This is a genomic window from Acinetobacter sp. 1207_04, assembly GCF_052850415.1.
On the sequence record NZ_VXCQ01000006.1, the window covers coordinates 71,079 to 96,899 of the forward strand.

A 25,821-nucleotide genomic window follows, 5' to 3' on the forward strand; every position below is an offset into this window, starting at 1 on the left:
GATCATTGGAAGAACAACTTAACTTGCAAAATAAAAAAATAAAGCAGGGATGGAGGTAGGAAATGAATTCCATTATCCAGATGGATCCAGAATTACATCAAAACTTCACAGGTTTTGGGTTTTTTGACATCTATCATAAGGGGAGTTTTAAGCAACCGGCACGAACTACGTGGATTGATGGTTGGAAAATCGAGTACATGGCAATTGCCGATCCAAGCACAATTCATAATACACCCATTGTGATTATTGGTGGAGCATTCCAAAATTTTAGCTCTTATAAATATTGTGTAGAACAATTTTTTGAAAGTGGTCCTGTCATCTTAATTGATTTACCTTCGATGGGTTCAAATCAGCAAATTACCAATGTCGACAGTGGTTTATCGGCAGGGACTCTAGAGTTGCCTGACTTATCTCGCATGCTCGGGCAGTGGTTAGATATTGTTGGCGTAAATAAAGTTGATGTTGTAGGGATTTCACTCGGCTCAGTGATTGCATCATTTTTTGCACAACAGCATTCAGAGCTTGTGGAAAAAATGATTTTGATGGGGGTGATGCAAGAAACCCGCAAAAGTTGGCGCATGTTACTTGAAGAGTCTTTAATGCTGATGAAAGAGCAGCGTATGGATGAATTCGGTCAAGCGGTGATTCTATATTTGGTCAATCATGCCAAACTCGATAAAACGCGTATGTCACCGACTGCAAAACGACTTTTCTTTAAGCAAATGGCTGAGTTCTCGGCAACTGAACAAGAACGTTATGAAATTAACTGCACACGTTTACTTCGGTTGAGTCAAGTGCCTGTACCACAGGTCAATACTTTGGTGGCGTGTGGTCAGTACGACAGCTTTACATTGCCATATGAAAATGCAAAATTTGCACTACAATGTCCCGATGTTCAATTTGCCATGATTGCTAATGCCGATCATGTACCACAACTACAGCGTCGCAAAGAAACCATGACCTTATTTACCACCTATTTGAAAGGTGAGTCGATTCAAGGCTTAGATGGCATTATTAATTTGACTCGTGATCAAATGGAAAATATGGATCGCCGTGGTGAAGAGCGTATTCAAGTTCTACAACCAGAAAGCAAACTGACCCATCGTCATTTGTCGGATGTGATAGATGTAAATATTGTGGATATGAACTACTTTGGTGTGCTTTTACAGCTTGATCAAAAAGAATATGTTGAACAACATCCACGCGATTTAGCCTTGCATTTGAGTGATAAAGATGGTGAGTTTAGTATTGAATGTTTGATTTTTGATTGCTCTGCACAAGGTGTACGTGCTTTGTTTAAACATGGTAGTTTTGAAGTGGCAGATCGTTTACTTCGTTATATCCAAGCGCAGAAACAAGATGTAATGCTAGAACTAGATGTTGTTTTCTAATCTTTAAATTTTATATTTATTGAAAAGTTAATATAAAGCCCTCATTTGAGGGCTTTATATTTTTAAAATATTAACTTAAAGATCGTTAACTCATCGGGTTGGGGTGCTGGGCGTGAATCATCCATACCAAATCACCTGCATGTTGATCTTTCATGATTTCAGGATGTTCATCTATGGTCGTAGTAGTTTGTGTTCGGTCATCAAAATAAAATGTAGGTTGAATGACATCAACTGTATTAAAACCTGCCGTATAGAAAAATGAGCGAGCTTCATCAGGGGAAATGAAGTGGAATGTGAATGCGCTGCGAGAAATCACTTTGAGTAGTTTACTACTACTCCAAATGACTTTTGCTAAACGATTTTTGACTGGTTCAGGATAAATATCGGTCAGGTAATGTAAGGCTTTAAAGCCTTTGCCATAATGAGCAATCGATTGAATGAGTTGTTGCAATAATGGCTTAGTGAAGTAATTGATTAATCCCTCACTAATGACAACTAAAGGGCGGTTCTGATCAAAAACTTTAAATGCATTTTCGAAATCAGGGGTAAATAAATCGACGGATAAAAGATCGGGGCTTGTTGGATCGATTTGTTTTAAAGCCTGTTGTTTTTCCTGTGCCATATCGGGCAAATCAAGTTCACGATAATCAATATCAGGGTAGTGCTGTCTAAACCACCATCCACGAGGTGAAAGTCCTGCAGCAATTTCAAGTACTTGTAAATCAGGATGTTGTTGAATGAGCATAATTAGATGATCATCTAACATTTTGTGGCGTGCTTTCAATGTCGTCCGCATACTGCCACCGACATATTTTTCTGCCCAATTTTCGATAGGATTGGCAATCATTGCTAAAGTTTTACCTTTAGACGTAGCAAGTAAAGGATGCGATATACCCATTTGATACCAAATATAGCCGGTGTAATGTGCAGTAAATGAAATATGTCGGTGTTTAGACAGTTGTGGTTCGCTCATGGTTATCCTTCACTGATGCTTTTTGTCGATCAGACTGATCGAGCTATATCATTATTATTTCAATATCTTAATCTTAAGTGTTTTAACAGTTTATGTGTAAAAAAGGAACACCGAAGTATTCCTATTCTTTTTCAATTAAAGTTAAAGTGAATTTTTGAATGCTTCAATCACGTGTTTAACAGATTGCCATTCTGTACCTAAATCTAATGTTTCACCAATTTGAATTTTAGGAATTTTGCCACGCATACGCTCTAAGCGTTCTTGATTCGGTAGTGGTAAATTTTCAATGCCTGCAAGTGCCACACAAGCCGATTCACGGTTATTACACACTAGGCCCATGTCACAGCCTGCATCTAAGGCAGCTCGAATACGTGCATCGGCATTGCCTGCTACACATGCAGCTTGCATACTTAAATCATCGGAGAATAGTACGCCATCAAATTTTAAGGTTTGACGGAGAATTTTCTGAATCCAAAAAGGTGAGAAACCAGCAGGGTTCGGGTCAACATTTTCATAAATTACATGTGCTGGCATAAGTGCATCAAGTTGTGGTTTGAGCTGAATAAAGCTTTGCATGTCTTGTGCATAAATTTCGTCATAACTGCGTGAGTCAATGGCTGCAGCAACGTGAGAGTCTGCTTTAACTGAACCATGACCAGGGAAATGTTTACCTGTTGTTGCCATACCTGCACGATGCATACCTGTCATAAAGGCTTGAGCAAGTGGAACAATATCCTGCACATTTTTGGCAAATGCACGATCGCCGATTACATCACTAATATCGTTGATGTCGAGTACTGGGGCAAAACTAAAGTCAATCCCGACAGCTAAGACTTCAATTGCCATAAGCCAACCGCATTGCTCCGCGAGTTGAATGGCTTTTTCAGGTTCAGTTAAGTAAAGTTCACCAAAATGCCCCATTGCAGGCAATAGAGTGAACCCTGTTTTTAGGCGTTGCACACGTCCGCCTTCTTGGTCAACGGCAATGAGAATCTCAGGGCGAACTTGACGCATGTGATCAGTCAAAGCCCGAACTTGTGCCAGAGATTTGATATTTCGTGTAAATAAAATCACGCCACCGACTTGCGGAGCTTGCAATAGTTCAATATCTTCTTGAGTAAGTTCTGTGCCTGCGATATCAAGCATCAATGCGCCGATCATAGGAAATCCGTAGTTGTATTTTTAAAAGGAAAACAATACCTGTATTTTGCAATGATTTGCTACATTTTGTCAGTACAGATTATGATAAAACTACACGACATAGACAGATAAAGTTGTTTAAGATTTTGAAACTGTTGAATTCAGATTAAAAAGCGACACCAAATTGGAAACTCCGAGAAGGATGCATTAACGAATTATGAAACTTCAGACAATTGCTTGCGCCGTTGCATTGGCAACCGGTGGATTATTTTTTTCACACACAATTACTCAGGCAATGGCTGAAACCACTACAGCTGTTGTTTCAGGGGTAATTCAGCCTACACAAGAACAAGCCTTAGTGACTCGTCAGCTTGCAACATTGGTCGATCGACAGCATTATTTAAATATGCGCCTTGATGCAACGACATCAGGGAAAATCCTTGATATGTATCTGGATAGCTTAGATCCTGAACATACTTTGTTCCTTGCATCAGAAGTACAAGACTATAAAAAACAGTATGGTACGACTTTGGGAGCATCGCTTAAAGCAGGAGATTTAAAAGGGCCTTATGCGATTCATGAACAATACCGTAATCGTCTAAAAGAATTTTATTCATTTATGTTGGCTGAGTTGAAAAAGCCACAAAATTTAAATCAATCCAATACATTTATTGAAACCGATCGTGAAAAATCGCCTTTCTTCAATACCAAAGCTGAGCAAGAAACGTATTGGCAGAAAATGTTGGTTTCACAGCTCATTAACTTGACGATTACCAAAGAAGAAGAGCAAGCCAAGCAAAAAGCATTAAAAGATGATCCATCTCTAGCCAATGGTCAAGATTTAACAGCATCAGAAGACTTAACACCAGTTCAAACATTGACTAAACGTTATACCCGTCAACTTGAGCGCATGGGGCGTGTGAAGAGTGATGATGTGCTTGAACGCATTTTAAACTCAATGACATTGACCTATGATCCGCACAGCAACTATTTCCCACCGCTTGATGCGATTGAGTTGAATCGTCAAACGACATTGCAACTTGAAGGGATTGGTGTATCGATTCGTCCTGAACGTGGTAATGAAGATTTCACTAAAATTGAAACCATTGTTGAAGGCGGTCCTGCAAGTAAGTCAGGGCAGGTGAAATCGGGTGATCGCATAATTGGTGTGGCGCAAGATGGCGATAAAATGGTTGATGTGATTGGCTGGCCAAGTTCTGAAATTGTCGGTTTGATTCGTGGTAAGCGTGGAACGAAAGTGGCTGTGAAGCTCCTTGGTGCAGGTGCTTCTATGAATCAGGCACGTATTGTGATGTTGACCCGTGATGTCATTCAAGAAGAAGATGCAGGTGTACGCTCTCGCACTGTTGAAGTGATCCGAGATGGTCAAAAACATAAATTTGGTGTGGTAGAAATTCCATCGTTCTATTTGAACTATCGTGCACGCCGTGCTGGGGGAGAATATCGCTCTGTTGCCGAAGATACCAATAAAGCATTGCAATCTCTAGCTAGTCAAAAAGTGGAAGGAGTGATTATTGATTTACGTAATAATCCAGGTGGTTCACTAGAAGAAGTTGCCAAAATGATTGGTCAGGTCATCAAGGAAGGACCTGTGGTGCAAATTCGCGATGGCAATGGCAATGTTAGTGTCTTTGAAGATACCGATGGCGGTGCACAAACCTATGCAGGTCCATTGGCTGTATTGATTAACTTGGCATCTGCATCGGCTAGTGAAATTTACTCGGCTGCTATCCAAGATTATGATCGTGGCGTAGTGATTGGCAGTACAACAACAGGTAAAGGAACGGCACAGGTTCAGTTAGACAGTTTGGCTTATGGTCAGGCAACGTTGACGCAGCGTAAATTTTATCGTGTGACGGGTGGTAGTACGCAAAATAAAGGGGTGATTCCTGATGTTAAACTCGTCGATATTTATGACGAAGAGTTTGGTGAGCGTAAAGCGAAAAATGCGTTGAAATGGGACACTATTCCAACAGCACCATTTAAGCGTGAAGGTCAGATTCAACCTTATGTGCCAGAGTTATCGGTATTGTCTAAACAGCGTGTAGATGCTGATGTGCAATTCCAATATCTTAATGCGCGTAAAGCGATTGCCCAAATTTCTAAAGATCAAAAGCAAGTCGTGTTAGATATTACTCAGCGTAAAAAAGACTTAATTGAACTTGAGGATAAGACTTTGCAAGCTGAAAATGCACGCCGTAAGGTGATGGGGCAGAAGCCATATCCAAACTGGGAAAGCTATCAAGCCTCTATGGATGCTTTAGCAGAATCTCGTGCAAAAATGAAAGTAGCGCAACGTCCATCATTGCCTGAAGAAGAGACTTTTGTGACTGAAGCTGCCAATGTGTTAATGGATTTAGGGCAATTACAGAAAAAACACTAAAGTATTGATTAAGTAATATTAAATAAAGGGCATATTGTGATATGCCCTTTTTTTGCCTAATGTGAAAAAAACTTGACCTTCAATGAGATAGTGCTATTTTAAGGATATTCTAAATTCTATTAAATCAGGTGAACCACACGTAGCAATGTGTTGTTTTAGGATTTTTTAAATAACTTAAATAACAATAATGGGTTCATTTTGGGAAGTACATTTGTATGATTCATATGAGTTATGATAATGATTTGGTGATAGGTTCTGCCGTTGTTGCGGTCATCGTCTGCTATATCGCTATTTCATTGGAGCAACTTATTTACAATGTAAATAGTCCAAAACAACAAAAAATTCTGATGATTGCTAGCGGTATGATCTTTGGTCTAGCTATTTGGGCGATGCATTTTGTAGGTATGTTAGCCTGCCATTTACCAGAGGGTTATTCTTTTGACCCAGGTCTAACCATATTTTCTTACGTTATTGCTGCAATCACCTCGACTTTTGCCATTTGGTTAACCACACGAAATACCTTACCTTTAGGGCGCCTTATTTTAGGTGCTGTATTTATGGGTGGTGGTATTTCAGGGATGCATTATGTCGGCATGATGGGCTTAAACGTGCCGAATGAAGATATTCATTATGATGGCTTAATTGTTTTGTTTTCAATTCTTATTGGTATTAGTGGTGCTGGTCTTTCATTCTGGTTAGCATTTAAATATAAACAAGCAATTAACCATCGTGGACTTTTAAAGTTTGCTGTTGCTTGCATGATTGCTTTTAGTATTGTAGGCATGCATTACACAGGTATGGCTGGTGTTATTTTCCATACAGTTGAGAATCCAACAGCACTTGGGTTTAATTATGACGAAGGTCAAACCATGCTACTGGTTGCAGTGATTTTTGCAACGTGTTTGACATTGATCGCTGCCTTTGCCGTTGCTGTGCTTGAGTTAAGATTAGAAGAGCGTAATCATCAGCTTTTACTTGCAAATAAAGAATTAGAAAACTTAGCATTACAAGACAATTTAACCAAGTTGCCGAACCGTTTATTTCTGATTGATTACACCAATGCGTTGTTTATGGCGCATCGTCAACTCGAAGGGGACGTAGCTTTTGTCTATATCGATATTGATCGTTTCAAGTCGGTGAATGATGCTTTTGGACATCATATAGGTGATGAGTTATTGGTGAAATTGGCACAACGATTACATCATCAACTCTTAGCAAGTCAGAAGCTGATTCGTATAGGTGGTGATGAGTTTTTACTGATTATTGAAAATACAACGCAAGCGCAGACAGAAGAAATCGCTGCTGCACTCTTACATACGGTTCAAGAAGGTTTTAAAATTTCGGGCAAAGAAATTAATATTTCTGCAAGTATTGGAATCGTACTCTATCCAAAGCACGGCAATGGTTTACAAGATTTGCTAATCAATGCTGAAGCAGCCATGATGCAATCGAAAGAACAAGGTCGGAATACCTATAGTATTTATAATGATTCTATTGATAAGCAACAGTCTAATCGTAGTCAATCGAAACTGATTAATGATTTATATCGTGCAGTAGAAGAACATCAATTTGTTTTATTTTATCAGCCCAAATTTACTGCTGATTATAAAATTTGTGGTGTTGAGGCGCTTATTCGTTGGAAGCATCCAAATTTAGGTTTACTCGCACCTAGTATGTTTATTGAAGGGGCTGAGCAAACAGGATTAATCATTCGTATGGGTTATTGGGCACTTGAACAAGCATGCTCGCAATTACATGAATGGAAAGAAAAAGGTGTTGTTTTTTCTTCAGTCGCTGTAAATTTATCGGCTATTCAGTTTGAACATAAGCAATTAATTTGCCGTCTTGAAGCGTTAATTCAAAAATATCAAATTGCACCAGGTAGCCTGATTATTGAGATTACCGAATCGACCGCAATGCATCATATTGAAACGAGTATTCAAACCTTTGAAAAATTACGTGCTTTAGGTATTCGTTTGGCTATTGATGATTTTGGAACAGGGCATTCAAGTTTCTTGTATTTGAAAGATTTACCTGTCGATGAATTGAAAATTGATCGTGAATTTATTCGTAATTTGACACCAAATTCAAAAGAAGAAATTATTTTAGAAAGTATTATTCAGCTTGCTAAACGTTTAGGATTAGTGGTCACGGCTGAAGGCGTGGAAACGGAATTGCAAGCAGAAATATTGAAGCGTTTAGGCTGTCAGCAATTGCAGGGGTATCTTTTGGGTATGCCATTGCCTGTACAGCGTTTAGAAGAAAGTTATGCTGTAGTCACTTAACTAAAAATCTTGAATTGTAATTTTTATCATTTATTCAGCATGCACAACCATAATATACAAATCATTTTGCTGATCCGAATAGATCTATGAAGTAACTAAAAGAAACTAAAAATTTTATTTGAATCTGCTTAAATTTAGAACTTAGCACTTCACATCTACAATCAGGCGAAACCAATGTAAACATGCAAATCTACTGTCTAAAAACGACCGACAAGATTTTTCGTAGCAGAGTGGAATTCTGCTACAATATCGCCAATTTTATATTTGGATCATTTTTGATCCTTAAAGCTGCGTATTCGCAGTAGGTATTATGCATGAGCTTTAAAAATGAATTAGCAACGCAAGTTGCTCAACGCCGCACCTTTGCGATTATTTCCCACCCCGATGCGGGTAAAACCACCATGACAGAAAAATTGCTGTTATGGGGTAAAGCTATTCAAGTGGCAGGAATGGTAAAAAGCCGTAAATCTGATCGTGCGGCGACTTCGGATTGGATGGAAATGGAAAAAGAGCGTGGGATCTCAATCACCACATCTGTTATGCAATTTCCATTTAAAAATCATGTAATTAACTTGCTGGACACACCGGGACACGAAGATTTTTCGGAAGATACTTACCGTACATTAACAGCGGTTGACTCTGCTTTAATGGTGATCGATGGTGCAAAAGGTGTCGAAGAACGTACCATCAAATTGATGGAAGTGTGTCGTATGCGTGACACCCCCATTATCTCTTTCGTCAACAAAATGGACCGTGAAATTCGTGAACCATTAGAGTTATTAGATGAAATTGAAAATGTTCTAAATATTCGCTGTGTACCATTAACGTGGCCACTCGGTATGGGTAAAGACTTCGCTGGTGTATATAACCTGATTGAAAACAAGCTTTATGTATATAAGGCGGGCTTTGGCTCAACTATTACCGATATTGAAATTCGTGATGGCTATGACTACCCAGACATTCGTGAGAAAGTCGGTGATTTAGCATTTGCATCATTTGAAGAATCACTTGAACTTGTACAAATGGCAAATGATCCACTTGATCATGCTGAGTTTTTAGCAGGACGTCAAACGCCTGTTTTGTTTGGTACTGCACTTGGTAATTTTGCCGTTGATCATGTGTTAAATGCATTTATTCAATGGGCACCTGAACCGAAAGCTCATCCAACACATGAACGTATTGTTGATGCCAAAGAAGAAGGTTTTTCAGGTTTTGTCTTTAAAATTCAGGCAAATATGGATCCGAAACATCGTGACCGTATTGCATTTATGCGTATCTGTTCAGGTAAGTATGAAAAAGGCTTGAAAATGAATCATGTACGCTTAGGTAAAGATGTGCGTATTAGCGATGCATTGACATTCCTTGCGGGTGAGCGTGAGCAGCTTGAAGAAGCGTGGCCGGGTGATATCATTGGTTTACATAACCACGGTACCATTCAAATTGGTGATACGTTTACATCAGGTGAAAAGTTACATTTCACAGGTATTCCACACTTTGCCCCTGAAATGTTCCGCCGTGTACGTCTCAAAGATCCTTTGAAATCTAAACAATTACAAAAAGGTTTGAAAGAGTTATCTGAAGAAGGTGCAACGCAGGTGTTCATGCCACAAATCAACAATGATTTGATTGTAGGTGCAGTGGGTGTGCTACAGTTTGATGTTGTTGCGTATCGTCTAAAAGAAGAATACAAAGTTGATTGTATTTATGAGCCTGTAAGCATTAATACAGTACGTTGGGTTTCTTGTGATGATGAAAAGAAATTTAACGAATTCAAGAAAAAAGCCCATGACCAATTATCTTTAGATGGTGGTGGTCATTTGACGTATCTTGCACCAAGTCGTGTAAATTTACAGTTAATGCAAGAGCGTTATCCTGATATTCAATTCCGTTCAACTCGTGAACACTAATTTGTTCTAAAACGGTATTGAATATGGGTAATAAAAACAGCTTCTTTGAGAAGCTGTTTTTATTTGAAAATAAATGTTTTATTTATGGATAAAGGTACTGCTATGCATATATCAGGAAAAGGACTCATACTTATTAGCACATTATTGTTAGTGGCGTGTGATTCGAAACAAGATAAATCAAAAAAAAATTCGCAAGAACAAGCCGTGTCAGAGCCTATACAAGTTGAAAATCCTGATGTGTTGCCGTATTTGGATATGCAAGAAACGAAAGCGGATTATGCATTGCCATTTTGTGAAAAGAAAAACTGTATTGAAATTGAAATTCAAACGATTAAAACTCAAGATACTTGGTTAAATAAATGGATTGAAACACATCAGGCATGGGTTATTCAAAATCAAGTGGGTTTAAATCAAGAAATGACGCTACAACAAGCGGTAAATGCTTATATTAAAAAATCAGATGCTTGGGAAGCTGAATTTCCAAAAAATAAAGCCTATGAGTTGCACATGCAGACGCGTATTGCATCACAGCGTAATCAGTATGTGTTATTACAGGTTTCAGTTGATACGAAACAAGCAGAAGTATCAGTTAAAGCACGCCAATATTTATATGTGGCAGATCGTAAACTTAAGAAAAATTTAACGATTTTAGATGTGATTCAACCCCAAAAACAAAGTGCATTAAATAACTTAATTCAGCAAAAGTATCAAGAGTGGCTTGATCAACAAGATATGTTAGTGAAGAAGTCTGCACCCAAAAAACTCTTTTGGGGGCAGTCGGATTGGTTCTTTGATGGGGAGGGTATCGGGCTACATTATCGTGCGGGCGAAATTAGTGAAGATGCGCCACAATTTGATATTTACCTCGATAAAGCACAGACACAGCAAATGTTAAAACCTGATGTTTTCCAAAAAATGTTTTAAGCAATCAATGTGCTATTGATAGCATGAAGCATACAAAACTCAATTGAAAGCAAGGTCATATACAGGATAGGCTTATAGAAGTAAAACGCTCTGTAAGATTCTGAAGGTTGGTAATGTTGATGAAAAAAAATGCTTTAGCTGTGGCAATAATGATGTCTGCATTTGCTATAACTGCTTGTCAGCCGAAAGCTGAAAAAAAGTCAGAGCCTGTTGAGCAGACAGCATCGGCAGTGCAGGATACAACTTTAAAATTACAAGGCGAAACTCAAAAAGTGCCTGTCATATTGCCTGAATGTAATGGAAATCGTTGCCCCGAATTTAGTATTGATCGTTTACAGACCAATCAGGTTTTTGTTGATCAACAGATTGATCAGGCAATTTTACAGAATCTTGAGCGTATGCTCGATATTGGTAAATTAAAACAAGACATTCGAGCAGAAAAAGATAAACAAAGTGCAATATCAGAAGTTGCAACATCGGCGAGTGACGTTGTTACGAATGTGACACCGGTGCAACAAATGGCAATAGAGATTAAACCCTATATCACTGCATTTTCAGGACTTGATAAAGAGTTAAAAACATTGGGTGCAAGTAGTCAAATTACCTTATCCATTAGCCCCAAAATTCTTAATGCAGAGGGTGCATTGGTAACAGTTGTTTTAAATACAAGTAGTTATATGGGTGGAGCACACGGTTCATCATCACAAACGTATTATAACTTTGATTTAAAAACCCAAAAATTAGTCGCACTCAACGATCTGGTACAATCAGGTCAAAAAGTACAGTTGGAAAAATTAGCTTATGAGGCATTTAAAAAATGGGTAAGAGATTCGCAACTTTCGACTAATCTGGAAGAATACGAGCAAGTGTGGAAATTTAAACTCAGCGATAATTATTATTTAGGAAAAAATGGTCTTATTCTTCAATATGGTGAATATGAGATTGGTCCTTATGTTGCAGGATTGCCACGTTTAGAAATTCCATATACTCAACTGAATAAAGTTTTGAAAAAAGAGTATTTACCTGAAAATGTAAATACTGATCAGCAAAAAGCTGCTTCTACAGTGATGCCGAATAAAGATAAAAGTGAATAGTGCAATTAAACTCTTCGATACACATACTCATTTTGATGTGCCTGATTTTGATCATGATCGGGTACAACTCGCACATCAAGCAAAAGCTGTAGGTGTTGAAGGCTTGGTTTTAATTGGATTTTTACATTCACGTTTTACTGATCTGATTGAAACTCAGCATTTTTTAAATCAATTGGAAAATGCACCGAAAAGTTATCTTGCTCCAGGTCTGCATCCTTTTTTCATCGATCAGCATGAAACTCATTTTTTACATGATTTAGAACAAATTTTAAGAACTGAAGATTGCGTTGCTGTAGGTGAAATTGGTTTGGATACCTTTAAAAAAGAACATAAGCAAGCTGAAGTATTTCAAAAGCAACAAGACTTTTTTTCCACACAATTAGAATTGGCACAGCGGTTTGAAAAGCCTGTTTTATTACATATTTTACGTTCTCATGCCGATGCGATAAAAATATTAAAAAAGCATAAATTTCAACATGGAGGCATCGCTCATGCATTTAGTGGTGGTGTACAAGAAGCAAAAGCTCTGATTGCTATGGGTTTTAAAATAGGTGTAACAGGGCAAATTACCAATCCGAATGCGAAGAAACTACATAGCGTTGTTCAAGAAATAGGTCTAGAACATCTGGTTTTAGAAACAGATTGCCCCGATATGACACCCTTGTGCTGTCAAACTTCACATGAGCGTAGAACTCGTAATACGCCTGTTAACTTGCCTTATGTTTTGGATGGTTTGGCTCAGGTACTAGATATGCCGTGTGAAAAGTTGGCAGAGCATCTTTGGCTAAATACAATGCAAGCATTACGGTTAGAAAATGATTAGATTTAAAATAAAATAGAATATTAAAGAGAGGTTAAAATGTTTAAATCTCGTCATTTTTCTTATTTGACTGGTCTACTTTTTTTTGTATTTTCGATAGCTACTCACGCACAGCCACAAGAAAAAATTTTAAAAAAAAATACACTCAATGCTCAGCAAAAAGTGCAGTTTTGTCGACAGTTTGAATCATTCTGTGTCAATGGAAAAGTCAGTAATTTGTTTCAGGTCGAAGGTCAAAAAAATCAATTTTATGTGATTGATGAATTAAGACTTGCGCATATTGATCTGCAAAATAATAATTTTAATTTATTAGAAATATGGGATTTTTCGACTTATCAACCACGCACTCAAAGCGCGCGTTGGGCGGTGTTTGAACAGAGTGATGATAATAAACAACTATCGATTTTCCCTAAATTGTTTCCTATTAATGAAAATGACTATGCTGTTGGGATTGTTCAAAAATGGCAAGAAGGCTATTCAGGTGGTGGCATGAATGAAGAGGTGGTCGATTTTTTACAATTAAAGGTAAAAAGTCAGTATCAACAAGTATTTCAGAACATTCCTTTGTCGATGTATCGGATGATTCGAGCTTGCTTTTCTGAGGAAGATTATCAACAGAGTCGAGGAAAATGCCATGATGAATACACCCTAAATAGTCAGATTTTTTATGTAAAGCCTTATACTTGGCGAGTGAAATATCATTATCAAGCAGATTACTCACCTACGTCTGATTCAGGAACTCGACCTATTAATCAATATAAAACCTATCTTTTGAATGACAATCGTGAGGATGCTATTCAATTACCTAAAGGTTGGGATTAGCTTTATTAAAGGTGAATTTGCTAAAATAGATAAAATTTCTGTTTTGATAAGCCACAATGACTGATTTGCACCAAGATGATGAATATGACCGCCGTTTTGCAGGTGTTGCTAAAATTTATGGGGGTGAAGCATTTAATCATTATGAAAAAAGTCATGTGATGGTGATTGGAATTGGTGGCGTTGGTTCTTGGGCTGTTGAAGCGCTTGCGCGTACGGGTGTCGGTGAATTAACGTTAGTGGATATGGATTCAATTGCTGCATCGAATATCAATCGTCAATTACCTGCAATGACATCGACTTTTGGTCATGAAAAAATTGAAGTGATGGCAGAACGCTGTCATCAGATTAACCCACGTATTAAAATTAATTTAATTGAAGATTATTTGAGTGCGGAAAATATCAAAGAAATTCTTGCTGAAACACCTGATTTAATTCTCGATTGTATTGATGATGTCAAAGCGAAATTAGCGCTGATGTTACATTGCCGTTTTAATAAAATTCCGTTGATTGTGTCGGGTGGGGCCGGTGGAAAATTAGATCCGCTGAAAATTCGTGTCGCTGATTTATCAAAAACCGAACAAGACCCAATGTTAGCAAAATTACGGACGCAACTTCGTGGCATGGGTATTTGTAAAAAGCCAAAAGAAAAGTTTGGTATTACCTGTGTCTATTCAATTGATAATCCATTCTCAAGCGCAGATGTCTGTGCTAGTGCAGGATTACGTTGTGGTGGTTATGGTTCGGCAGTGGTGGTCACTTCTAGTTTTGCCATGGTGGCTGTGGCTGAAGTTCTGAAAAAGTTGGATCAGATAAAATTGAGAGAATAAGTGAAAAAATTAAATATTAAAAAAAATACAAATCCTAAAATCAGCCAAGAAGCACATGAATTGAATCAATATGCATGGATCAATGATGTGAGTGATTGGCAAGATTTAATGGGTATTTATCAACAATTAAAACAACAAGTTGCACCCAAGAAAGTGCTGTTAATTTTAGAGGATATTGGACAATGCAACTATACGTCTATGCATGCATCTATGAATGATGCGTTGTATTTTGATCCATCTGAATATATAGGGGAAGTGAATGGTCAGGATGAAGATATTCTTTATGAAAATTCTCAGCCTCTGGCAATCAAATATTATCTTGAGCAATTGTCTAAAGCTGAAAATCAGGTCGAATTTAAAAACTTGAAAGCGAAATCTAAATATTTACAAGAAGATTTCGACTTGCTCATTCAAATACACGAACACCCTGAAAAGATTTTAGACTCAGCAATTGAAACTAAGTTGGTGAATGTAGAGCTAGAATCTGAAAAATTTGTCGCTCAATTGAATGGTTATTTTTCTTGTGATTTCAATCCAATGGAAAGTTTTTCATTAATCCAATACTTGGAAAAAAACTTTGCCTTGGAATATATTGGACTAGGGGCTAGTTTATTTTTCTTTATTAAAACAGCACAATTTAATTTAATAAATAATCAGAAACTTATAGATGAATTAACTACAATTTATGGGTTTGATTCAATGATAGTGGATTTTTTAAAAAAGCATTTAATGACGCATGACTATTTGATTTTGCCGTATGTGGAGTCACTTGAAGTGTTTGAAGGATGTTTGGACTAAAAACTAAAATGGCTAATTACGAAGTGAATTAGCCATTTTATTTTTAAATCACTGTGAAATTGCTTGCTCTTTAATATAATCCTCAGTACGTTTCATTGCTTCTTTAATATTCACAATAGCATTTTCAACATCGGCAAAAGTTTTGGCGTTACCACCACTTAAAGCCTGACGCCATTTACGTGCACCTGGAAGATTTTGGAATAAACCTAAAATATGACGAGTGATAATTGAAAGAGGAGCACCTTCTTGCATACGTTTAGCAATGTATGGCAACATTTGATCCATCATTTCAAAACGATCAGGTAAATCTAAATTCCACAATTGTCCAATTTCAGCTAATAGATATGGGTTGTGGTATGCCTCACGACCAATCATTACACCATCAACATATTTTAAATGTTCTTGAGTTTCAGCAAAGGTTTTAATACCACCATTGATTTCGATGAGTAAGTTTGGCCGATCTTTTTTTAAACGATAAACATCTTCATAACGTAGTGGTGGAACATCACGGTTTTCTTTAGGCGATAAACCTTGTAGTAGGGCAATACGAGCATGCACAATAAAATTGTCACAGCCTGTTTTCGCAACAGTATCGACAAAGTGCAACATTTCTTCATAAGATTGCATGTCATCAATTCCGATACGGTGCTTCACTGTTACAGGAATATCAACTGCATTACGCATTTCGGCAATACATTCAGCCACTAATTCAGGCTCTGCCATGAGGCAAGCACCAATCTTATTATTTTGCACACGATCACTCGGGCAACCGACATTCAAATTAACTTCGTCATAACCCCAGTCTTGTGCCATTTTGGTACAAATTGCTAAGTCTTTCGGATTTGAGCCACCAAGCTGTAACACAATTGGATGTTCTTCATTGTTATAGTCTAAATGGCGATTTGCTCCACCGTAGATGATTGCACCTGTTGTGACCATTTCCGTGTAAAGAATGACGTTAGGATTAAATAAACGCGCAAAGAATCGGTAATCTTTGGTTGTCCAATCCATCATCGGCGCAACACTGATTCGTGGGGATAGTTTACTGTCAATGTTTGGAGTACTCAGCATTTTAAAATCTAACCTTTAATCAGTGTCTTGAATCTATTGAAGCTCGGGAGTGTAAATTCACAATAGTTTAAATACGATTTAATCATCGTTAATTTGGGGCGTATTTTAGCATAAATTGAACAATCGTTAATGGCGTTAAAACTTAAAGATAAAAAGAAGCCGATGCATATGCATCGGCTTCTTTCATACATCGACTAAATTGCCGAAAGTATATTTTTAAACACTAGCAAGTGCTGCATTAAACGTCGCACTCGGACGCATTATTGCATTTACTTTCGCTGTATCTACAGCGTAGTAACCACCGATATCAACAGCTTTACCTTGTACTTCTGCAAGTTCTGCAATGATCTTATCTTCATTTTCAGCCAATGCTTTTGCAAGTGGTGCAAATTTAGATTTCAATTCAGCATCTTCGTCTTGAGCAGCGAGTGCTTCGGCCCAGAATTTCGCAAGGAAGAAGTGGCTGCCACGGTTGTCTAATTCACCTGTACGGCGTGATGGTGATTTGTCGTTATCCAATAATTTACCTGTCGCTTGATCAAGGGTTTTAGCAAGCAATTTAGCATGAAGATTGTTTTCTTTAATGCCAAGCTCTTCTAAAGAAACTGCAAGCGCTAAGAATTCACCAAGTGAATCCCAACGTAAGTGGTTTTCTTCAACAAGCTGTTGTACGTGCTTAGGAGCAGAACCACCCGCACCTGTTTCATACATACCACCGCCCGCCATTAACGGAACGATTGATAACATTTTAGCAGAAGTACCCAATTCCATAATTGGGAATAAGTCTGTTAGGTAGTCACGTAAGATGTTACCTGTTACAGAAATCGTATCGAGACCACGAGCAACACGCTCAAGCGTATAACGCATTGCACGTACTTGTGACATGATTTGGATATCAAGACCAGTGGTGTCATGATCTTTCAAGTATTTTTCAACTTTCTTGATCAATTCATTTTCATGTGGACGGTATGGGTCAAGCCAGAAGATTGCAGGCATACCTGAGTTACGTGCACGAGTAACAGCAAGTTTAACCCAGTCACGAATCGGTGCATCTTTTACCTGACACATACGCCAGATGTCGCCTTCCTCAACGTTTTGCGACATCAATACTTCACCTGTTTCAAGGTCAGTAATGTTTGCAATACCTGCTGAAGAAACTTCAAAAGTCTTGTCGTGTGAACCGTATTCTTCAGCTTTTTGAGCCATTAAGCCTACGTTTGGTACTGTACCCATCGTACGTGGGTCAAAGTTACCATTCCATTTACAGAAATTGATCATTTCTTGGTAAATACGAGCAAATGTCGATTCAGGCATTACAGCTTTACAGTCGTAAGGTTTACCATCAGCACCCCACATTTTACCGCCACCACGAATCATTGCAGGCATAGAAGCATCTACAATCACATCGTTAGGTGAATGGAAGTTAGTGATGCCTTTCGCAGAATCAACCATTGCAAGTGCAGGACGATGTTCTTGGCAAGCATGTAAATCTTCGATGATTTCTTCACGTAAAGATGTCGGTAAAGTTGCGATCTTTTCATAAAGACCAGCCATACCGTTGTTTACGTTAATACCCAGTTCATCAAATAATTTACCGTGTTTTTCAAATGCATCTTTATAATAAATTTTCACACAGTGACCGAATACGATCGGGTGTGAAACTTTCATCATGGTCGCTTTAACGTGTAAAGAGAACAAAATGCCTGCTTCTTTACAATCATCAAGTTCTTTTTCATAGAAATCGCAAAGTGCTTTCTTGCTCATGAACATTGAGTCAATGATTTCGCCATCAAGTAACGCAACTTTTTCTTTAAGAACAATGGTTTCACCAGTTTGGGTGATCAATTCCATTTTTACGTTACGAGCACGGTCAAGCGTCATTGATTTTTCACCATGATAGAAGTCGCCTTCTTCCATGTGAGAAACGTGAGTTTGTGACCATTGCTTCCACTCGCTCATAGAGTGCGGGTGTTTCTTAGCATAGTTTTTAACAGCAGCAGGTGCACGACGATCTGAGTTACCTTCACGAAGTACAGGGTTTACAGCAGAGCCTAAGCATTTGCCATAACGAGCTTTAATTGCTTTTTCTTCGTCAGTCGTTGGATTCTCAGGATAGTCCGGAATCGCAAAGCCTTTAGATTGAAGCTCTTTAATACATGCAGTCAACTGAGAAACAGAAGCACTGATGTTTGGCAATTTGATGATATTTGTGTCAGGATCTTGAGTAAGACGACCAAGCTCAGCAAGGTTATTCGGTACTTTTTGCTCTTCGCTTAGGTATTCATTGAATTCTGCGAGTACACGTATAGCTACAGAAATGTCAGTTTTGACAATTTCTACGCCAGCCGGCTTAGTAAAGGTCTCAATGATCGGCAGTAGTGAGTAAGTTGCCAATAATGGCGCCTCATCGGTCAGTGTGTAAATGATAGTTGACTTTCCACCAGCCATATATAGCCCCTTGCTTTAGATTGAGTTTGAAAGAACTGAACTTTTGGTTCAGGCCTGCGAACCACTTTGCTTAATTAAAACATTTAAAATCTTGGTGCGCTTAGCACTTCAGCCAAAGCAATATCTTGTTATATTGCCATCTAGCTGAAAAAATATACACATTCGTGTTGTTCGCCAATAGCTTTATTCTACTTGAAATTTAGTCTTTTTTCGAATCGAAAGATATTTGTCAATCTCTATAGTGACAAAATGTGAAGCAAATTACGTCAGTTAAGAATTTATACTAAACGTGATGATAAAATATATTTATCAAAAGATTCATGGTTTTATCACTATAATAGTAGTAGTGGGAGTACTATTGTTATTTCGTAGATTGATAAACCAATTTTTTAGGACATGTTGGGTATCATAAAAATAAATCATCTATAGCCAAATTCTTTGCCTATTTATCTGCGATAAGTATTCAATAGCCCCTCAAAGAGCTCTTGAGTTATAAGTTGTATTCACTTATTAAATAAGCGTTTTTATGTCTTAATATAAACATCACATCTGTATAAAATTATTATGTATTGAATTAAGTTTTCTATATTTAAAAAATTATAATGCTTATTTTCATAAATATTTTTATAAATTTTACGAAAAACAAAATAATTTGTGGTGTTCATCAGCTTTTTTATGATATTTGTTAAATAATTAGTCGTTATATGTTAAAACATGCTGTAAAGTTATGTAAGTAAAGTAAAGAAACTGTAAAAGATTCAAACGTTCAATAATAATTCAAAGGTCAGTCTAAGTGAGGGCGTATGCAACTACATTTACTGGAAATAGGTGAGGCAGATCTTTTGAGTGCATGCCCAGTTGCATTGTTGTTAGGCGTTTTTACTGAAGATAATAACCTTGAGCGTTTTTTGCGTATTTCTCGAAAGATGTTAAATACGAAATATGCCATTTTAGCATTTGAAGATGAACCCTATGTTTGGTATTCAGATTCAAATGGTTTTAAAGCCTTTCATGCCAACCCCAATGCACAATTACATTCTTATTTCGATAGTGCTACGTTGATTGATTGTCATCATCATAATTATGCTTCATTTTCGCAACATATCCATGACTTGGGTGCAGAGCATCAGCGGATTGTTGGTTTTGATTTAAGCCCTAAATTGAAAGGATCCTTAGGGAAAGTAGTTTATTTTGATGATGAAAATATTGAGTTCGATACGGAAAGTGTTGCCTTAGTTGAAGATTTATCTGATGGTTTGATGAAGTGTTTAGAAATGAGCGTGGAAGCTTCAGAATTTAAAGAACTCTATGAACAACAAGCGGCGTTAAATCTAAGTAAAACTAAATTTTTTCAGATTATTGCACATGATTTGAGAGCACCTTTTCATGGTTTGCTTGGTTTCTCGGAAGTATTGGCGCAAGAGCGTGATACCTTGGATGAAGCAGGTGTACAAGATATTGCAGAATTTTTGCATGATACGGTACAGTCTACCTATAGTTTACTTGAAAGCTTATTAAATTGGGCAATGGCAGAGGGTGGGAACTTTGTTTATCATCCAATCAACTTTAAACTCAATCAGTTGGTTGATATCGTTTATGATGTTTTAAAAAGTTTCGCATATAAGAAAAATATTGAACTTAGTCACCATGTTCCTGCTGATTTGGCGGTATATGCTGATATGAATATGATGACGTCTGTAGTGCAAAATCTCGTTGCCAATGCATTGAAATTTACTCATATGGATGGTTCGGGTAAGGTAAGTATTCATGCACAACGTGTTGAAAATGGCATTGAGTTAAAAGTAACAGATTCGGGTTTGGGAATGTCAGCAACTCAGTTGGAGCATATTTTTGAACCACAAATCAAATTTAGCTTGAAGGGTACTAATGGTGAAGCAGGTACGGGTTTAGGACTTGTGCTGTGTAAGCGATTTATTGCTTTAAATCATGGTGAAATTTATGTGACTTCTAAAGAAGGCATAGGTACTGTTTTTAGCATAATTTTACCAGCAGCGGTCAATGAACATCAAACATTAGTCAAGGCTGAGGTGCATGAGCATCATTCCGTAGGTTAGTTATTTCTGCATTTTTTATGATTTAACATTCAGGAATTTTAGGGATGTATTTCATTAGCATATTTGTGCAATAAAAATAAAAAGAATATAGCGAAAATTGCCCCAATATTCACAGCAACTGATATAAATAACACTTCAATTGAAAGTACAGGTTTTTCAGATGAATACTGCACAATTGCAAAAAACATTACGTGCCAGTCAATATGCCGAACAAATATTAAATTTACATCAAAATACACTTGAGCAGGATGCTACAGTACATCCTTTTGATCAGTCGCTTTCAACTGAAAAAATTCAATTATTGATACAACAAAGCCTTGTAGGACTTCAAGATGAAGCACAGTGGATGCAAGCACTTCGAGTATTACGTGCACGTTTAATGTTTCGTTGGATTTGGCAAGATGCCAATCAACAGACGGATGTGGTGACCTTAACTCGTGAGCTTTCAGATTTTGCCGATGCGTGTATTGTCGCAGCGAAAGAATTTGCACTTATTCCATTATTGGCAAAACATGGAGAGCCCATTGGTTATAGTGGAAAAGTACAAGATTTAATAGTTATTGCGATGGGGAAACTCGGTGCACAAGAACTTAATTTATCCAGTGATATTGACCTGATTTTTGCCTTTGATGAGCAGGGAGAAACCAATGGTCGTAAATGTATAGATGTACAGCAGTTTTGTATTTTGTGGGGGCAGAAGCTAATTTACTTGCTTGACCACATTACGGCGGATGGTTTTGTTTTTCGAGTAGATATGCGTCTGCGTCCATGGGGCGATGGTTCAGCATTAGCGATCAGTCATGTCGCTTTGGAAAAATACCTCAGCCAGCATGGACGTGAATGGGAACGCTACGCGTGGATTAAAGCTCGTATTATTACGGGGGGCGCTGAGGGCGATGATTTATTGGAAATGACTCGTCCATTTGTATTTCGTAAATATGTCGATTACACCGCTTTTGAAGCCATGCGTGAAATGAAAGCGATGATTGAGCGAGAGGTTTCTCGTCGAAATATTGCTGATGATATTAAGCTCGGCGCAGGTGGAATTCGTGAAGTTGAGTTTATTGTCCAAGTTTTTCAATTGATTTATGGTGGATCAAAATTAGAACTACAAGATCGTCAATGCTTGGTTAGCTTGAAACATTTGGGTGAAGTCGGCTTGCTTGATGCTCAGGCAGTCATTGACTTAGAAGATGCTTATCTATTCTTACGCCGCGTAGAACATGCTATTCAAGCCCTTAATGATCAACAAACACAGTCTTTACCGACAGAAGATGATTTGCGCCAACGTCTGACAGATACTTTGGGTTTTGAAGATTGGGATGCATTTATTGCTTTTTTAAATGAAAAACGTGGCAAAGTCATTTATCAGTTTGAGCATTTAATTAAAGAAAAAGGCTGTGAAGCAACGGTTGAAAATTCAACTCAGCTTGAAAACCGTTTAGAGGCTATATTGGATGCGAATGCTAAAAATCTCATTCATGAATTCTGGTATGGGCATGCGATTAAAAAACTGCCTGCCAAAGCGGTACAACGTTTAAAAGAGTTTTGGCCTTATCTGATTGAAGCAATTTTACAGTCTGACAAACCACAAATTGCATTGATGCGTTTAATGCCTTTAGTGGAATCGGTTATGCGCCGCACTGTTTATTTGGTCATGTTAATTGAGAGTAAAGGGGCATTACAGCGACTTGTCAAAATGGCAACGGTAAGTCCTTGGATTTGTGAGGAACTTACGCATTATCCAGTATTACTTGATGAATTTTTGTCGATGGATTTTGAGTTGCCACAACGACGTTATTTAGAAGACTCTCTACGCCAACAACTCCTTCGCATTGAAATTGATCAAGTTGAAGATCAGATGCGTGTTTTAAGACTATTTAAAAAATCTAATGTCTTAACAGTCGCTGCAAGTGATGTTTTGGCTGAAAGCCCACTGATGAAAGTATCTGATGCATTGACTGATATTGCTGAAGTTTCAGTGATTGCAGCACTTAATTTAGCTTATCAAACTGTGGCGAAACGTCATGGTTATCCACTAGATGAAAATGGAAGACGTTGTTCGCTTGATCACTTAGCTTTTGTAGTAGCAGGCTATGGCAAGTTGGGTGGTATTGAATTGGGTTATGGTTCAGATTTGGATTTGGTCTTTATCCATGCCATGGATGAGCAAGCCGATACAGATGGCACTAAAGTCATTAGCGGTTTTGAGTTTGCTATGCGTGTGGCACAAAAATTTATGTCACTGATGACCACGCAAACGCTAGATGGTCGTGTTTATGAAATTGATACACGATTACGTCCGTCAGGTGAAGCAGGCTTACTTGTCACAAGTTTGAAAGCCTTTGAACAATATCAACTTAAAAGTGCATGGGTATGGGAGCATCAAGCTTTGGTACGTGCTCGTTCAATTGCAGGTGAATTATCGTTAAGAGAAAAGTTCGAACAATTACGTTGCCGTATTTTGACTTTACCTCGTGATGAAGAAAATGTTCGAGTCGAAGTACTGAACATGCGCCAGAAAATGAAAGACCATCTTGGTTCATCAAAAGAGCAGAAAAAAGATGGTATTTTTCATTTAAAACAGGATGCAGGTGGTATCGTTGACATTGAATTTATGGCACAGTACATGGTGTTAGCCTGGAGTGGGACGAATCAAGATCTCGCCCATTATTCCGACAATGTAAGAATCCTAGAAGATGCTGGCAAGGCCGGTTGCTTACCAAGCAGCGACGTTACAGCACTGATTCAAGCCTATTTGAGTGAACGCGCCGAGAGCCATCGTCTAGCACTTGCAAATCATAATATGCAAGTGAGTGCAGCCGACTGGCACGATACCCGAGAGGTCGTTTGTAAATTGTGGCAAAGACTAATTGATCCAACTGCGACATTCGCATTGGAAAGTGAATAATTGTGTAAAAAAATTTGGAGTGTGTGGCATGAACTTGGCTGATCGTGATGGTTTTATTTGGCAAAATGGACAAATGGTTGATTGGCGTGAAGCAAAAACTCACGTCTTAACACATACTTTACACTATAGTATGGGTGTGTTTGAGGGTGTCCGAGCTTATGAAACTCCGAATGGAACAGCGATTTTCCGTTTAAAAGAACACACTAAGCGTCTATTAAATTCTGCAAAAATCTATCAAATGAAAGTTCCGTATGATCAAGCGACATTGGAACAAGCTCAAATTGATGTTGTTCGTGAAAATAAATTAGCATCTTGCTATTTGCGTCCAATCATTTTCATTGGTTCTGAAAAATTGGGTATCGCTGCAACAGACAATACAATTCATGCAGTTGTTGCTGCTTGGAGCTGGGGTGCTTACCTTGGTGAAGAAGCAATGGCGAAGGGGATTCGTGTAAAAACGTCTTCATTTACCCATCATCATCCAAATGTGACCATGTGTAAGGCTAAAGCGTCAGGTAACTATACTTTGTCTATTCTTGCACACCAAGAAGTAGCACATTCTGGTTATGACGAAGCAATGTTACTCGATCCACAAGGTTATGTATGTCAAGGTTCGGGCGAAAACGTATTCTTAGTCCGTGATGGAGTGATTCATACGCCTGATGTTGCTGGTGGTGCGCTTGATGGTATTACCCGTCAAACAATTATTACCATTGCTAAAGACTTGGGCTATGAAGTTATTGAGCGTCGTATTACCCGTGACGAATTTTATATTGGTGATGAAGCATTCTTTACGGGTACTGCAGCTGAAGTAACGCCAATTCGTGAATATGATGATCGTCAGATTGGTGAAGGTGTTCGTGGTCCAATTACAACACAAATCCAAAAAGCATATTTTGATGCGGTTCAGGGTAAAGACCCTAAATATGCACACTGGTTAACTTACGTAAAATAAGTTCATCGGTTAAGATAAAAAGGCGAAACGTGTTTTCGCCTTTTTTTATGAGTCAAACATCAGGAAAGGATCATGCATGCATATTGTCTATGTCAGTGATGGGAAAGCCGGGCACCGTTCACAGGCAGTCGGTTTGTTTAAAGCAATGCAACGCCAATATACTGATGAGGTGACTTTTGAAGAAGTTAATATTCAAGATTTACCGATTTTTTCATTATTAATGGGAATGTTGATTAAATCTTTTCGTGGTTTTTCTAAACAACCCGATTATATTTTTGGTGTGGGCAGTCATACTCAATTGCGTGTTGTATTGCTAGGTAAAATTTATCGGCAAGCTAAAACTGTGATTTTGATGAAACCGAATTATCCATTTACTTGGTTTGATCATGTGATTATTCCAGAGCATGATGGTATTGCTGAAAATGGCAACGTGATTTTGACACAAGGGGCTTTAAATCCCATTATCAATGAGCAACGACATGTACCTAATCGAATTTTAATTGCTTTGGGCGGTTCATCTAAACGCCATCAATGGAATGAAGAAAAGGTTCTACATAGCCTGAAAAATCTTGTGGACAATAATCTTCAGGCAGAATTTATTTTAACAACTTCTCGCCGCACACCATCTGAATTTTTGACACACTTAAAACTAGAGAGCTTTGCTGAAAACTTAAATATATTTCCTGTAGAGGAAACACCGCAAGGTTGGATTTTTGAAGAAATGCAAAAAGCTGAAGCCGTTTGGGTGACAGAGGACAGCGTGTCGATGATTTTTGAAGCATTGACAGCGGGTTGTCGGGTCGGTGTGATTGAAATTGATCGTTTAAAGCAAGATCGGATTACCAAGTCGATTGATCAGATGATTGAAAAAAAAGTGATTTCTAAAACAGAAAGTAATGCAGATTTACCACAAGCACAGACTTTTAAAGAAGCAGAGCGTGTGGCAACATATCTTTTAGCAAAATAATGGATTTTC

The 25,821-nt window shown here is 38.0% G+C and carries 18 protein-coding genes; 14 read left to right on the plus strand and 4 right to left on the minus strand.

The annotated features are described in order from the left end of the window. Positions 1 to 62 precede the first annotated feature (62 nt). Complete coding sequence (locus FW754_RS06960) at positions 63 to 1,391, plus strand: alpha/beta fold hydrolase (protein ID WP_409510281.1); 1,329 nt, start codon at positions 63 to 65, stop codon at positions 1,389 to 1,391. 85 nt (positions 1,392 to 1,476) lie between these two features. Here FW754_RS06960 and FW754_RS06965 read toward each other — a convergent pair whose 3' ends face one another. Further along, positions 1,477 to 2,364: a class I SAM-dependent methyltransferase gene (locus FW754_RS06965; RefSeq protein WP_446324198.1), complete on the minus strand. Its 888-nt coding sequence runs from the start codon at positions 2,362 to 2,364 to the stop codon at positions 1,477 to 1,479. Positions 2,365 to 2,505: 141 nt separating this feature from the next. Continuing rightward, positions 2,506 to 3,525, minus strand: coding sequence for a beta-N-acetylhexosaminidase (gene nagZ / locus FW754_RS06970; RefSeq protein WP_409510283.1), 1,020 nt, complete (start codon positions 3,523 to 3,525; stop codon positions 2,506 to 2,508). A gap of 196 nt (positions 3,526 to 3,721) precedes the next feature. Between nagZ and FW754_RS06975 the strand changes: the two genes are divergently transcribed. The 9 genes from FW754_RS06975 to FW754_RS07015 all read left to right on the plus strand — a co-directional run bounded on the left by FW754_RS06975 (position 3,722) and on the right by FW754_RS07015 (position 15,385). Continuing rightward, positions 3,722 to 5,908, plus strand: coding sequence for a carboxy terminal-processing peptidase (locus FW754_RS06975; RefSeq protein WP_409510284.1), 2,187 nt, complete (start codon positions 3,722 to 3,724; stop codon positions 5,906 to 5,908). Positions 5,909 to 6,123: 215 nt separating this feature from the next. Then, complete coding sequence (locus FW754_RS06980; RefSeq protein WP_409510285.1) at positions 6,124 to 8,193, plus strand: bifunctional diguanylate cyclase/phosphodiesterase; 2,070 nt, start codon at positions 6,124 to 6,126, stop codon at positions 8,191 to 8,193. A gap of 314 nt (positions 8,194 to 8,507) precedes the next feature. Further along, positions 8,508 to 10,100: a peptide chain release factor 3 gene (locus FW754_RS06985; RefSeq protein ID WP_409510286.1), complete on the plus strand. Its 1,593-nt coding sequence runs from the start codon at positions 8,508 to 8,510 to the stop codon at positions 10,098 to 10,100. A gap of 84 nt (positions 10,101 to 10,184) precedes the next feature. Next, positions 10,185 to 11,024 carry a hypothetical protein gene (locus tag FW754_RS06990; RefSeq protein ID WP_446324199.1) on the plus strand — a complete coding sequence of 280 codons (840 nt, stop codon included), beginning with the start codon at positions 10,185 to 10,187 and terminating at the stop codon, positions 11,022 to 11,024. 113 nt (positions 11,025 to 11,137) lie between these two features. Beyond that, positions 11,138 to 12,118 (plus strand): RsiV family protein, encoded by a 981-nt coding sequence (locus tag FW754_RS06995; RefSeq protein WP_446324200.1) that lies wholly within the window; start codon positions 11,138 to 11,140, stop codon positions 12,116 to 12,118. Further along, the gene (locus FW754_RS07000; protein WP_446324201.1) at positions 12,111 to 12,941 is read left to right on the plus strand and encodes a TatD family hydrolase; all 831 of its coding nucleotides are present in this window, start codon (positions 12,111 to 12,113) and stop codon (positions 12,939 to 12,941) included. Before FW754_RS06995 ends, FW754_RS07000 begins: the two co-directional genes overlap by 8 nt. 36 nt (positions 12,942 to 12,977) lie before the next feature. Beyond that, the gene (locus FW754_RS07005) at positions 12,978 to 13,760 is read left to right on the plus strand and encodes a hypothetical protein (RefSeq protein ID WP_446324202.1); all 783 of its coding nucleotides are present in this window, start codon (positions 12,978 to 12,980) and stop codon (positions 13,758 to 13,760) included. Between the two features lie 56 nt (positions 13,761 to 13,816). Further along, positions 13,817 to 14,587: a tRNA threonylcarbamoyladenosine dehydratase gene (locus tag FW754_RS07010; RefSeq protein ID WP_446324203.1), complete on the plus strand. Its 771-nt coding sequence runs from the start codon at positions 13,817 to 13,819 to the stop codon at positions 14,585 to 14,587. Beyond that, entirely contained in the window at positions 14,588 to 15,385 is a 798-nt protein-coding gene (locus tag FW754_RS07015) for a hypothetical protein (RefSeq protein WP_446324204.1), read from the plus strand. Between the two features lie 48 nt (positions 15,386 to 15,433). Here the strand turns inward: FW754_RS07015 and dusA are convergent, their stop codons facing one another. Together dusA and FW754_RS07025 are read right to left on the minus strand one after the other, a co-directional pair. Beyond that, positions 15,434 to 16,456 (minus strand): tRNA dihydrouridine(20/20a) synthase DusA, encoded by a 1,023-nt coding sequence (gene dusA, locus FW754_RS07020; protein WP_446324205.1) that lies wholly within the window; start codon positions 16,454 to 16,456, stop codon positions 15,434 to 15,436. A 216-nt stretch (positions 16,457 to 16,672) separates the two neighbouring features. Continuing rightward, positions 16,673 to 18,904, minus strand: coding sequence for an NADP-dependent isocitrate dehydrogenase (locus FW754_RS07025; protein WP_409510294.1), 2,232 nt, complete (start codon positions 18,902 to 18,904; stop codon positions 16,673 to 16,675). Positions 18,905 to 19,707: 803 nt separating this feature from the next. On the opposite strand from FW754_RS07025, the gene FW754_RS07030 reads away from it, so the two are divergent. The 4 genes from FW754_RS07030 to FW754_RS07045 all read left to right on the plus strand — a co-directional run bounded on the left by FW754_RS07030 (position 19,708) and on the right by FW754_RS07045 (position 25,812). Further along, the gene (locus FW754_RS07030) at positions 19,708 to 20,979 is read left to right on the plus strand and encodes a sensor histidine kinase (RefSeq protein WP_409510295.1); all 1,272 of its coding nucleotides are present in this window, start codon (positions 19,708 to 19,710) and stop codon (positions 20,977 to 20,979) included. A gap of 139 nt (positions 20,980 to 21,118) precedes the next feature. Continuing rightward, on the plus strand, positions 21,119 to 23,890 hold the full coding sequence (gene glnE / locus FW754_RS07035) for a bifunctional [glutamate--ammonia ligase]-adenylyl-L-tyrosine phosphorylase/[glutamate--ammonia-ligase] adenylyltransferase (RefSeq protein ID WP_446324206.1): 2,772 nt from the start codon (positions 21,119 to 21,121) through the stop codon (positions 23,888 to 23,890). 28 nt (positions 23,891 to 23,918) lie between these two features. Next, on the plus strand, positions 23,919 to 24,845 hold the full coding sequence (locus FW754_RS07040; protein WP_409510297.1) for a branched-chain amino acid transaminase: 927 nt from the start codon (positions 23,919 to 23,921) through the stop codon (positions 24,843 to 24,845). Between the two features lie 76 nt (positions 24,846 to 24,921). Then, positions 24,922 to 25,812 carry an ELM1/GtrOC1 family putative glycosyltransferase gene (locus tag FW754_RS07045; RefSeq protein ID WP_409510298.1) on the plus strand — a complete coding sequence of 297 codons (891 nt, stop codon included), beginning with the start codon at positions 24,922 to 24,924 and terminating at the stop codon, positions 25,810 to 25,812. Positions 25,813 to 25,821 lie beyond the last annotated feature (9 nt).

Excerpts from the sequence above, each read along its gene's own strand:
- FW754_RS06985 (WP_409510286.1), top strand. The coding sequence starts at position 8,508 with ATGAGCTTTAAAAATGAATTAGCAACGCAAGTTGCTCAACGCCGCACC.
- FW754_RS07030 (WP_409510295.1), top strand. The coding sequence starts at position 19,708 with ATGCAACTACATTTACTGGAAATAGGTGAGGCAGATCTTTTGAGTGCA.
- FW754_RS07040 (WP_409510297.1), top strand. The coding sequence starts at position 23,919 with ATGAACTTGGCTGATCGTGATGGTTTTATTTGGCAAAATGGACAAATG.
- FW754_RS06975 (WP_409510284.1), top strand. The coding sequence starts at position 3,722 with ATGAAACTTCAGACAATTGCTTGCGCCGTTGCATTGGCAACCGGTGGA.
- FW754_RS07010 (WP_446324203.1), top strand. The coding sequence starts at position 13,817 with ATGACTGATTTGCACCAAGATGATGAATATGACCGCCGTTTTGCAGGT.
- FW754_RS06960 (WP_409510281.1), top strand. The coding sequence starts at position 63 with ATGAATTCCATTATCCAGATGGATCCAGAATTACATCAAAACTTCACA.
- FW754_RS07045 (WP_409510298.1), top strand. The coding sequence starts at position 24,922 with ATGCATATTGTCTATGTCAGTGATGGGAAAGCCGGGCACCGTTCACAG.
- FW754_RS06990 (WP_446324199.1), top strand. The coding sequence starts at position 10,185 with ATGGATAAAGGTACTGCTATGCATATATCAGGAAAAGGACTCATACTT.
- FW754_RS07005 (WP_446324202.1), top strand. The coding sequence starts at position 12,978 with ATGTTTAAATCTCGTCATTTTTCTTATTTGACTGGTCTACTTTTTTTT.
- nagZ (WP_409510283.1), bottom strand. The coding sequence starts at position 3,525 with ATGATCGGCGCATTGATGCTTGATATCGCAGGCACAGAACTTACTCAA.
- FW754_RS06965 (WP_446324198.1), bottom strand. The coding sequence starts at position 2,364 with ATGAGCGAACCACAACTGTCTAAACACCGACATATTTCATTTACTGCA.
- dusA (WP_446324205.1), bottom strand. The coding sequence starts at position 16,456 with ATGCTGAGTACTCCAAACATTGACAGTAAACTATCCCCACGAATCAGT.
- FW754_RS07025 (WP_409510294.1), bottom strand. The coding sequence starts at position 18,904 with ATGGCTGGTGGAAAGTCAACTATCATTTACACACTGACCGATGAGGCG.
- FW754_RS06995 (WP_446324200.1), top strand. The coding sequence starts at position 11,138 with ATGTTGATGAAAAAAAATGCTTTAGCTGTGGCAATAATGATGTCTGCA.
- FW754_RS06980 (WP_409510285.1), top strand. The coding sequence starts at position 6,124 with ATGATTCATATGAGTTATGATAATGATTTGGTGATAGGTTCTGCCGTT.